This window comes from Rathayibacter tritici, assembly GCF_001641005.1.
Lineage (GTDB): Bacteria > Actinomycetota > Actinomycetes > Actinomycetales > Microbacteriaceae > Rathayibacter > Rathayibacter tritici.
Map to the genome: position 1 here is coordinate 3,340,915 of NZ_CP015515.1, position 13,767 is coordinate 3,354,681.

Consider the following 13,767-nt stretch of genomic DNA (forward strand, 5'->3'; position numbering starts at 1 on the left):
GCGTCGCCTGCCCGGAGGAGGCCTGCCCGTAGAATCACCCGCATGGAGGCCGAGTGAGACCGATGCATCGGCGCGACCCCTCCCTCCGCTCGCGGGCGGCGCTTCTCCTTCTCCCTTCCACAGCTGCCGCCGCCCTCGCGCTCGGCCTCTCCGGCGTCGCCTCCCCCGCGCTCGCGGCCCCGAACGTCTCGACCGCCGTCACCGCGCCCGCCTCCGGCAGGGTCACCACGACGGCCGGAGCCGGCCAGGACGGAGTCCTGCGCCCCGGTGGGGACCTCCAGCTCTCGATCGCCGTACGTAACGACACCACCGAGGCGATCGACACCGCCGACGTCACCGTCGCCCTCTCCTACGCCACCCTCGACACCCGCGCCGAGCTGCACGACTGGCTCGACGCCGAGGCCGACAACGACACCGACCCCGTGCAGGCGGGCGCACAGCTCCGCCTCGCGCCCTCGAGTACCGCCGAGGTCGGTCTCACCGTTCCGGTCGATCAGATCCCCTTCTCGAAGGACCGCACCGCCCTCGGCACTCACGCCGTCCTGGTCACTGTCACCGGACCGGGCGGTGTCGTCTCGACCGCCCGGACGGCGGTGGAGCTCGCCGACGAGGCGGCCCCCGAGCGCGAGACCGGCGTCAGCGTCCTCGTGCCTCTCACCGTCCCGGACACCGCGGACGGCCTGCTCTCGGCCGAGACACTTGCCGACGACACGAACAGCACGGGAACCCTGACCCGCCAGCTCGACGAGGTCATCGGGAAAGGAGTGACGATCGGGGTCGACCCGCGCATCCTCGCCTCGATCCGGATCCTCGGCCGCTCCGCTCCGAAGTCGGCCCTCGACTGGCTCGACCGCCTGCAGACCGCGCCGAACGAGCGCTTCGCCCTGCCGTACGCCGATGCCGACGTCTCGGCGCAGGCGCAGGCCGGCCTCGCGACGCTCCTCTCTCCCGTCTCCTTCGAGTACGCGATCGACAACAAGCGGTTCGCCGCGGCGCCCGGCACCGCTACTCCCGCCCCCACCACAGCCGCCGACGCCGGCCAGCCCGCCGAGGATCTGCCGGCGCGACCGAGCGCCGAGTCGCTGGTCGCCTCGGACTGGAGCACCTCGCTCGGGAACGTCGCCTGGCCGGACGAGGGCACCCTCCGCGGCTCCGACCTCGACGTCTACGCGGCCAGCGGCGTGAACCGCACCATCGTCGCCTCCGACGGGCTCCTACTCCCGCAGGACGTCACCACGACCGCGCGGGCGAGCGTCGGCGCCTCCGACCTCGTCGTGGCCGACTCCCGGCTGACCGATGCCTTCAACGCGGCCGCGACCGCCACCGACGACACCGAGTGGCGTGCTCGTGTGTCCGTCATCGCCACCGATCTCGCCGAGGTGCAGGAGGAGGGCGAGGCACCAAGCGTGGTGCTCACCCTCGGCCGCGACTCCGCGCTCAGCGCCGAGCGCCTGTCCGAGACCCTCGACGCGATCGACTCGCTGCCGTGGTCCCGCGCCACCACCCTCTCCTCGGCCCTCGCCGTCCCCGCCACCCAGGGCGCGAGCGTCGTCGACTCGCCCGAGTCGACGCTCCGGGTCAATCAGGTTCGCGGCCTACTCGGCTCCGGCTCCAGGGTCGAGGCTTTCTCGTCAGTGCTGCAGAAGCCTGAACTGCTGGCGGGCAAGAGCCGCAACGACGTCCTCGCGCTGCTCTCCGTGGGCTGGCGCGGCGACGGCAGCGCCTGGCGCGATGCCGTGACTACGGCTCGCGAGCAGGCCGACACTACGCTCTCGCTGGTCTCGATCGACGCGACCGACAGCATCCTGCAGGTCTCCCGAGACTCGAGCATCCCCGTTTACGTCCGCAATCAGCTCCCGTGGCCCGTCGCCGTCCGGATCCAGGCCTCCACCTCGAACGCCGTCCTCGACATCGATGAGGGCGCCATCGAGACCACCGCGATCGACGCCCGCTCACAGGGCCGCGTCCTCATTCCGGTGAAGGCCCGCGTCGGCAACGGCGAAACGAGCCTGGGCCTGCAACTCACCTCGTCCGACGGCGCTCCGATCGGCACTGCGACCGGGATGACAACCAGCGTTCGCGCCGACTGGGAGACGGTGGGCACGCTCGTCATCGGGATCGTGCTCGTCATCGTCTTCGGGCTCGGCATCATCCGCAACATCCTCCGTCGCCGTCGAGGCGACACCCCCGAGGAGGAGGACCCGAACGCCGTGCTCGCGGTCCAGCCCGGCCTCGACGACCAACGATCGGACCCGCGTGGCTAGCTTCTCCCTCGGACGCGCGAGCGCCGTCCTCGCCTCCGGCACGATGGTCTCGCGGATCCTCGGCTTCGTGATGTCGATCGTGATGGCGAACACGATCGGAGCCGCGGTGGCACCGGGCGCGGACGCCTTCACCACCGCGAACCTCCTGCCGAACACGATCTACTCGATCATCGCCGGCGGTGCGCTGAACGCTGTGCTCGTCCCGCAGATCGTCCGAGCGGGACTGGATGCGGACGGCGGACGCGGGTACATCAACCGACTGCTCACCCTGGCACTCGGACTCCTGCTGGTGACCACGGTCGCGGCGACCCTGCTCGCACCCCTGCTCGCGCGCCTCTACGCGCCCGGCTACGGGCCGGAGCAGTACCAGCTAGCCGTCGCCTTCGCCTTCTGGTGCCTGCCGCAGGTCTTCTTCTACGGTCTCTTCACGATCCTCGGCGAGGTCCTCAACGCGCGCGGCTCGTTCGGCCCCTTCACCTGGGCGCCGGTGCTGAACAATGTCGTCGTGATCGCCGGGCTCCTGGCGTTCATGCTGCTGTTCGGCGCCGATCCGGAGGGAGATCGACCGGTCGAATCGTGGACGTCGGCGATGGTCTCCCTGCTCGCCGGCAGCGCGACGCTGGGCATCGTCGTGCAGTCGCTGTTCCTGATGCTCTTCTGGCGGAAAGTCGGCCTCAGCTATCGGCCGGACTTCCGCTTCCGCGGTGTCGGTCTCGGCACAGCGGGGCGGATGTCGCTGTGGTCGTTCGCGACGGTGCTGCTGACGATCGGCGCCGGGATCGTCGAGAGCCGGGTCTCCTCCATCGCCTCCGGTGAGGGCCCCTCGGCGGCGGCGCTGCAGAAGGCGTGGCTGATCTTCATGCTCCCGCACTCGGTGATCGCGATCTCGATCGCGATGGCGTACTTCACCAAGATGAGTGGGCACACCGCCCGGGGAGAAATGAAGGAATTCCGCTCCGACGTCTCCACCTCGCTCCGGCTCGTGCTGATGATGCTGGTCTTCGCCGCCGCAGCCATCGTCGTCGTCGCCGTGCCGTTCGGCTCCGTTTTCACTGACCGCTTCGCCGACGCGCAGGCCATCGGTGCCATCGCCACGGCCTACGTGATCGCCCTGCCGCTGTTCTCCTCTATCGCTATCATGCAGCGCGCCTTCTATGCGTTGAGCGACGGACTGCGACCGTTCCTGTTCACTCTGGTGCAGGTCGTCGTCGCGGTCATCGGCTACCTCGTGGTGCTCCGCCTCCCCGTCGACCAGGTGGCTATCGGCATCGCCGCGGCCACCTCACTCGGCATCTGCGTGCAGGCCGTGGTGGCTGCCCTCCTCCTGCGGCGCCGGCTCGGGGGGACGGGAGGCAGGCGGATCCTGGTCCGGCTCGTGCAGTTCACCATCGCTGCGGTGCCCTCGGCGGCTGTCGGCTACGGCGTTCTCGTCGCTCTCGGAGGGACGCGGCCGGACGGTTTCGCCGTCTCGAACTACGTCGAACCGCTGCTCTCGATGGCGGTGATCGGTACGGCGATGGCGCTCGTCTACGTCGCGGTCCTCTGGTTCCTGCGGGTACCGGAGTTGCGTGCTCTGCTCGCGCCGGTCCTCCGCCGTCTGGGCCGCTGACTCGTCTCGCGATAATACCTGGTCAGGCGCGGTTTCCGAGGCGAGCCCCTGCCGGTTCAGAGAGCGGAGCCGCCGCCCTCAGCCCCGAGGAATAGCGCCCGCCTAGGATGTGTTGTAGCCCACGGAGCCGCGGAACGTTCGAGCGACCGGCTTCCGGTGCTCGGCCTTCGCCCCACCCGTCACCGCTCGACCACACCCGAGGAGTTGCCGTGCGCGACATCGTCATCATCGGATCCGGTCCAGCCGGCTGGACCGCCGCCATGTACGCGGCGCGCGCCGAACTGCACCCGGTGGTCGTGGCCTCGTCGGTCGAGATAGGCGGGGATCTGATGAACACCACCGACGTCGAAAATTTCCCCGGCTTCCCCGACGGCATCCTCGGCCCCGAGCTGATGACTGCGATGCAGGCGCAGGCCGAGAAGTTCGGCGCCGAGACGTTCTACGACGACGTCACCTCCCTCGATCTCGACGGTGAGGTGAAGACGGTCCACCTCGGCTCCGGCGAGAGCATCGAAGCGAAGACCGTCGTCGTCGCAACCGGCTCGGCCTACCGCAAGCTCGGACTCCACGACGAGGACCGCCTATCGGGACACGGTGTCTCGTGGTGCGCCACCTGCGACGGCTTTTTCTTCAAGGGGAAGACCATCGCGGTCGTCGGTGGAGGCGACTCCGCGATGGAGGAGGCGACCTTCCTCACCAAGCACGCGGCGAAGGTCTACCTCATCCACCGCAAGAACTCGCTCCGCGCATCGAAGGTCATGCAGAAACGCGCCTTCGACAACGACAAGATCGAGTTCATTTGGAACGCCGAGGTAACCGGGATCTCCGGCGAGAACCATGTCGACGGCGTACAGCTGCGCGACACGGTCGACGGCACCGAGTCCCACCTCGACCTCGACGGCCTGTTCATCGCGATCGGCAACGACCCGCGCACCCACATCGTGCACGGCAAGCTCGACCTCACCACCGAGGGCACCATTTCGGTGGTCGGCCGCTCTTCCCAGACCTCCGTTCCCGGCGTCTTCGCCGCTGGCGACGTGATCGACCCGACCTACCGTCAGGCCGTCACCGCCGCCGCATCCGGAACGGTCGCCGCGCTCGACGCGGAGCACTACCTTGCCTCGCTCGCCGACGGCGTCGCCCACACCGACGGCTCACCCCGGGCCGAGCTCATCACCCGCTGACCGTTCGGTCAGCTCACACCGGAGCCGGCGGCCGCCGACTCGTGAAGGAGAGAACACCATGTCCACCGCGAAGAGCGTCACCGACGCATCGTTCCAGTCCGACGTCCTCGACTCCGACAAGACCGTCCTGGTCGACTTCTGGGCCGAGTGGTGCGGCCCGTGCCGCATGGTCTCGCCGATCCTCGACCAGATCTCGGCCGAGCACGGCGACAAGATCGAGATCGTCAAGCTGAATGTCGACGAGAACCCGCAGACCGCTGCGAAGTACCAGATCACGTCCATCCCGGCGATGAAGGTCTACCAAAAGGGCGAGGTCGTCAAGACCGTCATCGGCGCCAAGCCGAAGCCCGCTCTTGAAGCCGATCTGGCCGCGTTCCTCTGAGTTCACGTCCCACTCGGCCCGTGTGGCCGCCGGAGAACCCTCGTCACGCTGTGGCGGGGGTTCTCCGTCTTTCACCGCTGTTTCACGTGAAACGGGGCAGGCCACGGTTCCCTCGGTGGCGCCCGACGACCACGGCACAGCACAGGAGCGGCCGGTACTGTGGATCCACCCGGCTTCGGCACGGGCGACCCTGTCCACCGATTGAAGCGGAACAACCATCGTGACCAACCGCGGCACCAACCTCGACCCCTGGTATAACTCCTACGCGGAGCGCACGGCCGGTTTGGCCGCCAGCGAGGTCCGGGCTCTGTTCGCCGTCGCGTCGCGCCCCGAAGTGGTCTCGCTTGCCGGGGGAATGCCGTTCGTGTCCGCGCTCCCCCAGGATCTGGTGTCCGGCGCCATCGACACAGTGATGCGCGAACAAGGTCCCGTCGCGCTGCAGTACGGATCCGGGCAGGGTGTCCCCGTCCTCCGGGAGCAGATCCTGGACGTGATGGCCCTCGAAGGTATTTCCGCGAGCGCAGACGACATCGTCGTCACCACGGGCTCGCAACACGCCCTGGAGCTCGTCTCCAAGCTGTTCCTCGACCCCGGTGATGTCGTCCTCTCCGAGGGCCCCAGCTATGTCACGGCGATGGTTATCTTCCGCTCGTACCAGGCCGAGGTCGAGCACGTCCCGATGGACGAGCACGGTCTGATCCCTGCGGCACTGCGGGAACACATCGCCCGGGTCCGCGCCGCCGGAAAAAGGATCAAGTTCCTCTACACGATCCCCACCTTCCACAACCCGGCCGGAGTGACGCTGCGCTGGGAGCGCCGGGTCGAGATCCTCGAGATCTGCACGTCCGAGGGAATCCTCGTCCTGGAGGACAACCCGTACGGACTCCTCTACTTCGAGGACGTGCCGCCGAAGGCGATGCGCTCGCTCGAGGAGGACGGTGTCATCTATCTCGGCACCTTCTCCAAGACGCTCGCGCCCGGATTCCGGGTCGGTTGGGCGCTCGCGCCGCACGCGATTCGCGAGCGCCTCATCCTCGCCAATGAGGCGGCCGTCCTCAGTCCTTCGTCGTTCAGTCAGCTCGTGATCTCCCAGTACCTCACGACTGCCGACTGGAAGGCCCAGATCGACACCTTCCGCGGCGTCTACCGAGAGCGCAAGGAGGCCATGCTCCGGGGTTTGCAGAATCACCTCCCCGATCTGCGCTGGACGAACCCGAACGGCGGGTTCTACGTCTGGGTGACCTTGCCGGACGAGCTCGACTCGAAGGCGATGCTGCCGAGGGCAGTGAAAGAGCTGGTCGCCTATACGCCGGGCACCGCTTTTTACAGCAACGGAGACGGTCGGCAGAACATCCGCCTGTCCTTCTGCTATCCGACTCCAGAGCGGATCGGAGACGGGATCCGGCGGCTCGCGACGGTGATCAACGGCGAACTCGATCTACTCTCGACCTTCGCCGGTACCGGTCGGTTGACCAGCGCCGAGACGAGCAGGCGCGACGCCGGGCTGCCGCCCAACATCTCCTGACGCCGCTCCGACGATAAGAAAGGCCTGGTCATGACCGGTTTCTCTGTGCTCGACCGTCCGCTCGACATTGTCGTCATCAGTGGCGGCATCAGCCACGAACGCGACGTCTCGCTCCGCTCCGGCCGAAGGGTCGCTGACCGACTGTCGGCGATGGGCCACCGCATCACCCTGCACGAGCCTGACGGAAACCTCCTCACAACGCTTCTCCAGATGCGCCCGGACGTCGTCTGGCCGGCCGTGCACGGTGCCAGCGGCGAGGACGGTGCGCTCCTCGGTCTCCTCGAGGCCGCGGGTTTCGCTTACGTCGGTTCTCGGACGGATGCTGCGCGGCTCGCCTGGTTCAAGCCGACGGCCAAGACCCTCGTCGCTCGCGCCGGCTTCTCGACTCCCCGCTCCGTGACCCTCCCCCGCGAGACGTTCCGTGAACTTGGCGCCGCCGGCATCCTCGAGCAGGTCGAAGCACACCTTCCCGGTCCGCTCGTCGTGAAGCCCGCCCAGGGCGGATCCGCTCAGGGCGTCAGCATTGTCTCGGACTCGTCCCAGCTGCCCCGCGCGATGGTCGAGGCGTACACCTACGGCGACGTCGTCCTCATCGAGCAGCAGATCCTCGGCACGGAGGTCTCCGTCGGAGTCCTCGACCTCGGCGACGGCCCCTTCGCTCTGCCGCCGGTCGAGATCGCACCCGTCGCCGGCCGCTACACCTTCGAGGCCCGCTACAACGCGGGGGAGACCCGCTTCTACACGCCGGCTCGCATTGCACCGGAGGTATCGGACGACGTTTCCCGCGCGGCCGTCGCCATCCACGAAATCCTCGGGCTCCGGCATCTCTCCCGCCTCGACTTTATTCTCGACGAATCAGGCTCCCCCTGGTTCTTCGACGCCAACGTCCTCCCCGGCATGACGGAGACCTCACTCGTCCCCCAGGCCATCGAGGCCTCTGGTCGCTACCTCGGCGACGTCTACTCGACACTCGCCAGGCTTGCCGCCTCCGCGTAGGCCGTTTCACGTGAAACGGCGGTCCTCCTCCTCGTGCTAACGTTCCCCTCGTCCGAACGACCTCACTGCTGGCAGCCTTCGTCTTTCGTACCTCTCTAGGAAGGCCAGAAGGACAGCCACCCGGCGCGGGGCATGACGCTCTGCGGCGGGCATCTGACACTCCTTGAGGATCCGCCTCAGCGGCGTGTCGAGACCTAGCTACCTAGACCATCTGAGGACGAACGTCACCGCCGCTGGGATCGCCAGCAGAGATCTGGCGGCTCAGCATTCTGACGAGGGACGCGGCCCCTACACAGCGCGCCGCGCCTCTTTGACCACCGAGAACCTGCCGAGCCGCAGCCACCGTTTCACGTGAAACGCTCTACGGTGCGAGCGACACCTCAGACGGCTCGCCGATCTCCGCGAGGATCCGATTGAGGTCCTGAATCGTCGCGAAATCGATGACCATCTGTCCCTTGCGGGCCCCCAACGTCACCTTCACCCGTGTGTTCAACCGATCACCGAGGTGATCCGCAATCGACGCGAGGTGACCGGAGTGTCCACCCTGCTCCTGTGCTGCAACACGGGTGGTCGCTCGTGGTGCCTTCAGCTGGGCAGCCGCTGCTTCCGCAGCTCGAACCGACAGATCCTCCCTGACGATCTTGTCCGCGAGCCGACGCATGAGCTCGACATCGTCGAGAGACAGGACCGCGCGAGCGTGTCCAGCCGACAGAACGCCGGCCGCCACCCGGGCCTGCACCTCCGCGGGCAGGCGCAGGAGCCGCAACGTATTCGATATCTGCGGTCGGGACCGACCGAGCCGAGTAGCGAGCGCCTCCTGGGTAATACCGAAGTCGCTCAAGAGCTGCTGGTAGGCGGATGCCTCCTCGAGCGGATTGAGATCAGCCCTATGCAGGTTCTCCAGCAGCGCGTCCCGCAGCATATTCTCGTCTGCGGTGTCCTTCACCACGGCCGGGATGGTCGTGAGGCCAGCCGCCTTGGACGCGCGGAACCGGCGTTCCCCCATCACGAGTTCGTACGTCGACTTTCCGCGGGCCGTGATCGGACGGACGACGATCGGCTGCAGGACGCCGAATTCCCGGATGCTGTGCACCAGTTCGGCGAGATCGTCCTCATCGAAGACAGACCGCGGCTGTGCCGTGTTCGGCACGATGTCGGCCAGGGGGAGTCGTGCCAGCCGAGCGCCTGGCACCTCGAGCAGCTCCTCGGCCCGAGCCGAATCGCCGACCTGATCAGGGAAGAAGACATCGACCGGTCGCGATCGCGTCTCGTCGCTGGTCGGGATGAGCGAGCCGATCCCCCGGCCGAGTCCTGTGCGCTTGTTCGCCATCAGCGTGCCTCTCCTTCGTCTGCCATCTCCGCCGGCCTGCGCGCACCCCGGCGTGCAATTTCGGCCGCAGCCTCTAGATAGGCCAGCGACCCGGACGACTGAGGGTCGTAGCTGATCACGCTCTGGCCGTAACTCGGAGCCTCGGAGATACGGACGTTGCGCGGAATGACAGCACGCAGTACCTCCTTCGGGAAGTGCTCGCGGACATCCGCGGCTACCTGCTGCGACAGATTCGTGCGGCCGTCGTACATCGTCAGCAGGATCGTTGACACGCCGAGGTTCGGATTCAGGTGCCGCTCAATCAGGTCGATGTTCTTCAGGAGCTGGCTGAGCCCCTCGAGCGCGTAGTACTCGCACTGGATCGGGATGAGCACCTCACGGGCTGCCACGAAGGCATTGATGGTCAGCAACCCGAGCGAGGGCGGGCAGTCGATGAAGACGTAATCGAACGGCTCGTCCATCCCGTCCAGCATCCGATCGAGAGCTCGACGGAGCCGCTGCTCCCGCGCGACGAGGGACACCAACTCGATCTCCGCGCCGGCCAGATGGATCGTCGCCGGGACGCCGTAGAGGGACGCGAACTCTGGGCTCTTCTGCACGACGTCGGCCAGGGGAGTGTCGTTGACGATGACGTCGTAGACGCTCGCGGTGTCCGCGCGATGCTCAATACCCAGAGCGGTCGACGCGTTGCCCTGCGGGTCCAGGTCGATGACGAGCACCTTCGCCTCACCGCGAGCGAGACCGGCCGCAAGATTCACCGTCGTCGTGGTTTTGCCGACCCCGCCCTTCTGGTTCGAGATCGTGATGACCCTCGTCGATTCCGGCTTGGGCAGCGGCTGAGCGTTCAACAGTGCCCGTCGCCGCGTCATGTCGGCGATCTCCCGGGCAAGAGGCGTCGACGAGTCGAAGCCTCCGGACAGACCGGCGGAATCGGATTGTTTCACGTGAAACCTTCGCTCAGCGAATGGGACAGATGCCAACACCGCGAAGTCGGCGCTCGATGAGCCAAGAACTCACTGCGGCGCCGTGGCGATCACCCCACTGTAGCCCGGACGACCCGCGTCACCTCGGAGAGCACGCCGTCGCCGAGTATGACGACCTCGGGCGGGGACACTCGCCAACGCCGGATCTGCTTCGCCGCCGCCTCGATCTCCTTCTCGGCGTTGATCCCCTTCAGGAGGACCAACTCGCCACCCGGACGCAGCAGGGGCGCAGTCAGCGGGATCAGCTTCGACAACGCGCTGACCGCTCGTGCCGTCACCTGGTCGAGCGGTTCAGGGAGCCGAATCTCCTCCGCTCGCGCCCGCATAACCGAGACATTATCGAGTACGAGCTGCTCGACCTGCTCTCGGAGCCACACAATGCGGCGTTCCATCGGCTCGATAAGCACGAAGCGGACGTCGGGCCGCACGATGCCCAGTACGAGCCCTGGAAGGCCGGCACCACTGCCAACATCACCCACCAGCCCCGGACGAAGGAGAGGCGCCACCAGGGCACTGTTGAGTACGTGCCGCGTCCAGAGCCGGGGAAGCTCCAGCGGTCCAATCAGACCGCGCTCCTCACCCTGCTCCGCCAGCGCCTGCGTGAAACGCCGCAGCACGGGCAGACGATCGCCGGCGATCGCCACAGCAGCCGCGGGTTCGGCCTCGAGCGTCGACTCCACGCCGCTCAGCCGCGGGTGATGACGGTGTGGCGCTCGCGGGCCTCACCGCGCGACTCCGACACGAATCCGCGCTCGCTCACCATGTCGTGCACCAGCTTGCGCTCGTACGACGACATCGGCGGCAGCGACGCCGACGTAGCGCCGTCCTCGATGCGCTCGACGGCCCGGTCGACGAGCTGCGCCAGCTCGGCCTCGCGCGCATCGCGGGAACCCCCGATGTCGAGGATGAGGCGCGAGAAGGCCCCCGTCTTCGTCTGCACCGCGAGCCTGGTCAGCTCCTGCAGTGCCTGGACCGCGTCGGGACGGGAGAGCACGCGGAGGTTGGTGTCACCGGAGGCCGTCACCGAGAGGTACGCGCGACCGTTGCGGACCTCGATGTCGATATCGCCGTCGAGGTCGCAGATATCGAGGAACTCCTCGATGTAGTCGGCGGCGACGTCGCCCTCGTCCTCGAGCTGCGACAGCGTCGACTCCGACGCCTCGTCGCCGGCGGGCGCGTCGGCATCCACAGTCGTCGCGGGTGCGTCGTCAGAAATGGTCTGCATCGGATCGGTCATGGCGGCTCTACTTCTTTCCGGCTTGTTTCTTGGAGCGGTTCTTGCTCACGGGCTGCGTGCGCTGGACCGCCTTCTTCTCGACGAGAGTGACATCGCCCGCGGCCGTCGTCTCCTCGACCAGCTTGCCCTTGCGGCGCAGGCGCTCCTCGCGGGCCTTCGCGGCCTCACTGCCCGGCGTCGGCATGTTCCGGATGACGATGAACTGCTGGATCATCGTCCAGATGTTCGAGGTCAGCCAGTAGAACATGACGCCGAGAGGGAAGGCGAAGCCCGAGAAAGCAAAGACGAGGGGGAGGATGTAGAGCAGGATCCGCTGCTGCTTGAACGTCGGCGAGGCCTTGGCCTCGGGGGACATGTTCTTCGACACGATCTGCAGCTGGGTGATGAACTGCGAGGCGGTCATCAGGACCACCATGATCACCGCGATGACGATGACCGGCTCCTGGCCGCCCTGAGCGAGCGCGCCCTGGATCGACTGGTGCAACGGAGCAACGCCGAACAGGTTCGCCTCGCCGAACTGGCGGGCGAGGGTCTCATCGAGCGGACCGACGCCCTTCTGGCTGTGCTGCGCCGCGTTCAGGACCGAGAACAGACTGAAGAAGATCGGCATCTGGATCAGCAGTGGCAGACAGGAGGCGAGCGGATTGGTGCCCGTCTTCTTGTAGAGCTCCATCGTCTCGCGAGACATCGCCTCGCGGGACAGCTGGTCGCGCTTGCCCTTGTACTTGTCCTGGATCTTCTTGAGCTGAGGTGCGACCTCCAGCATCCGGCGCTGGCTCTTGATCTGCTTGACGAAGATCGGAATAAGCGCGGCGCGGATGACGATGACCAGGCCGACGATCGAGAGGACCCAGGTGATTCCTGCGGCCGCCTCCATGCCGGTGAACGTCAGCAGCTGGTGGAAGGCGACGAGGAGCAGCTCGACCACCCACTTGAGGGGCCAGAGGATCGTGCCGAGGAGGTCCATGAAGTGAGGTCAGTCCTTTCGAGGGCCCACGACGAACCCGGCTCGCGTCACAGCGAAGCGGGTCCGGCCGGAAGCCGGTCGGTGCAGGGGGATCGAGGTCGGGACGTCGTCGATGCCGCCGGCCGCCCACGGGTGGCAGCGGAGCAGACGGCGGGCCGCGAGGACGGAGCCGAGGACGAGCCCGTGGAACTGGACCGCCTGGAGCGCGTACGCGGAGCACGAGGGGTAGTAGCGGCAGACGTCCCCGTAGAGCGGAGAGACGACGGACCGGTAGGCAATCAGAAGCAGGACGCCGAGATTCCTCGGGAGCAGGAGCACCGTCCAGCCGAGCAGGGCGGGCCAGGACTCGCAGCGGGGGAGTACTGCCGTCATGAGGGGGCGCCGCTCTTGCGCAGGGCCCGCGCCATCGCGGTAGCGACTTCGGCCCGCAAATCCGACCACGCAGCGTCGGCACTGCCCGGGAGTGCACGGACGACCACCTGGGTGCCCGGGTCGATCTCGCGGACAAGCTCGAACGCGACAGCCTTGAGGCGGCGGCGGACGGTGTTGCGCGTCACCGCGGTGCCGACCGTCTTGGCGACGATGAACCCGAACCGCGCAGGAGCGGCCGCGGAGGACCGGCGGACATACGTGACGGTGTGCGGTCCCGTGGACCGCACACCGCGACGGACGACTGTCCGGTACTCGCCTCCGTGGACGATGCGATTGGCTCTGGCCAGCACCGCTGGTCGGTACCGGTCGCTACTAGGCGGAGAGCTCGGTGCGCCCCTTGGCGCGGCGAGCGCTCAGGATGGCGCGGCCGGCGCGGGTGCGCATGCGCAGACGAAAGCCGTGCACCTTGGCGCGACGACGGTTGTTCGGCTGGAAGGTTCGCTTGCTCATGATTCAGATCTCCACGTACGTGTTCCGCGGCGCGAACCGGCGCCACCCGCTCGGGCGGCGACTCGGATCCTCCGGGAAGAAGGGGTGCCCGGCTGCGGCTCCGTGAAACCCGCGAGGGCCGCACGGACGACACCGGGCAGGCGTCAACTGATTAAAGCTACGGCCTGCACCGTCGCCGGTCAAATGTGGACCGGGCGAATCCTCGATCATGCACGGAGGACGAGGGCTTCCGCTCATTGACACGCGGGAGTCGCTGTGGTGGATTTGTCTCCTGTCGGCTCGGTTGGTTACGGTGTTGAGCCGCAGTTATCCACAGGTGGGATCCGCGTCCTCCCGCTCCCGCACAGGCATCACTCGAGGCCGGTGGACAACCCTGTGGAGAAGCGGCACTCGAGACCGCAGCTCGGT

At 67.4% G+C, this 13,767-nt stretch carries 14 protein-coding genes; 6 read left to right on the top strand and 8 right to left on the bottom strand.

The genetic code is table 11. From position 1 onward, the window contains the following. The first annotated feature begins 62 nt into the window (after positions 1 to 62). From A6122_RS15250 to A6122_RS15275, 6 genes are all read left to right on the top strand, one after another. Complete coding sequence (locus A6122_RS15250; RefSeq protein WP_068256717.1) at positions 63 to 2,264, top strand: DUF6049 family protein; 2,202 nt, start codon at positions 63 to 65, stop codon at positions 2,262 to 2,264. After that, on the top strand, positions 2,257 to 3,873 hold the full coding sequence (murJ, locus tag A6122_RS15255) for a murein biosynthesis integral membrane protein MurJ (RefSeq protein WP_084416123.1): 1,617 nt from the start codon (positions 2,257 to 2,259) through the stop codon (positions 3,871 to 3,873). Before A6122_RS15250 ends, murJ begins: the two co-directional genes overlap by 8 nt. A gap of 209 nt (positions 3,874 to 4,082) precedes the next feature. Continuing rightward, positions 4,083 to 5,057: a thioredoxin-disulfide reductase gene (gene trxB / locus A6122_RS15260; protein WP_068256719.1), complete on the top strand. Its 975-nt coding sequence runs from the start codon at positions 4,083 to 4,085 to the stop codon at positions 5,055 to 5,057. Between the two features lie 58 nt (positions 5,058 to 5,115). Continuing rightward, entirely contained in the window at positions 5,116 to 5,439 is a 324-nt protein-coding gene (trxA, locus tag A6122_RS15265; protein WP_068256722.1) for a thioredoxin, read from the top strand. A gap of 220 nt (positions 5,440 to 5,659) precedes the next feature. Then, on the top strand, positions 5,660 to 6,964 hold the full coding sequence (locus tag A6122_RS15270) for an aminotransferase-like domain-containing protein (protein WP_068256724.1): 1,305 nt from the start codon (positions 5,660 to 5,662) through the stop codon (positions 6,962 to 6,964). A 30-nt stretch (positions 6,965 to 6,994) separates the two neighbouring features. After that, positions 6,995 to 7,960 (top strand): D-alanine--D-alanine ligase family protein, encoded by a 966-nt coding sequence (locus A6122_RS15275; RefSeq protein ID WP_068256727.1) that lies wholly within the window; start codon positions 6,995 to 6,997, stop codon positions 7,958 to 7,960. A gap of 361 nt (positions 7,961 to 8,321) precedes the next feature. Here the strand turns inward: A6122_RS15275 and A6122_RS15280 are convergent, their stop codons facing one another. The 8 genes from A6122_RS15280 to rpmH form a co-directional block, all read right to left on the bottom strand. Further along, positions 8,322 to 9,290, bottom strand: coding sequence for a ParB/RepB/Spo0J family partition protein (locus A6122_RS15280; RefSeq protein ID WP_068256730.1), 969 nt, complete (start codon positions 9,288 to 9,290; stop codon positions 8,322 to 8,324). Next, the gene (locus A6122_RS15285; RefSeq protein ID WP_084416218.1) at positions 9,290 to 10,159 is read right to left on the bottom strand and encodes a ParA family protein; all 870 of its coding nucleotides are present in this window, start codon (positions 10,157 to 10,159) and stop codon (positions 9,290 to 9,292) included. The genes A6122_RS15280 and A6122_RS15285 overlap by 1 nt, the downstream gene beginning before the upstream one ends. 164 nt (positions 10,160 to 10,323) lie before the next feature. Beyond that, a complete protein-coding gene (gene rsmG / locus A6122_RS15290; protein ID WP_104261829.1) occupies positions 10,324 to 10,953 on the bottom strand; it encodes a 16S rRNA (guanine(527)-N(7))-methyltransferase RsmG in 630 nt (209 codons plus the stop codon). Positions 10,954 to 10,958: 5 nt separating this feature from the next. Next, positions 10,959 to 11,510, bottom strand: coding sequence for a Jag family protein (locus tag A6122_RS15295; protein WP_084416124.1), 552 nt, complete (start codon positions 11,508 to 11,510; stop codon positions 10,959 to 10,961). 7 nt (positions 11,511 to 11,517) lie between these two features. After that, positions 11,518 to 12,477 (bottom strand): membrane protein insertase YidC, encoded by a 960-nt coding sequence (gene yidC / locus A6122_RS15300; RefSeq protein ID WP_068256737.1) that lies wholly within the window; start codon positions 12,475 to 12,477, stop codon positions 11,518 to 11,520. Positions 12,478 to 12,486: 9 nt separating this feature from the next. Continuing rightward, on the bottom strand, positions 12,487 to 12,849 hold the full coding sequence (gene yidD, locus A6122_RS15305) for a membrane protein insertion efficiency factor YidD (RefSeq protein WP_068256739.1): 363 nt from the start codon (positions 12,847 to 12,849) through the stop codon (positions 12,487 to 12,489). After that, on the bottom strand, positions 12,846 to 13,199 hold the full coding sequence (gene rnpA, locus A6122_RS15310; RefSeq protein ID WP_068256742.1) for a ribonuclease P protein component: 354 nt from the start codon (positions 13,197 to 13,199) through the stop codon (positions 12,846 to 12,848). The genes yidD and rnpA overlap by 4 nt, the downstream gene beginning before the upstream one ends. 22 nt (positions 13,200 to 13,221) lie before the next feature. After that, entirely contained in the window at positions 13,222 to 13,359 is a 138-nt protein-coding gene (gene rpmH / locus A6122_RS15315; RefSeq protein ID WP_027692766.1) for a 50S ribosomal protein L34, read from the bottom strand. Positions 13,360 to 13,767: the final 408 nt, after the last annotated feature.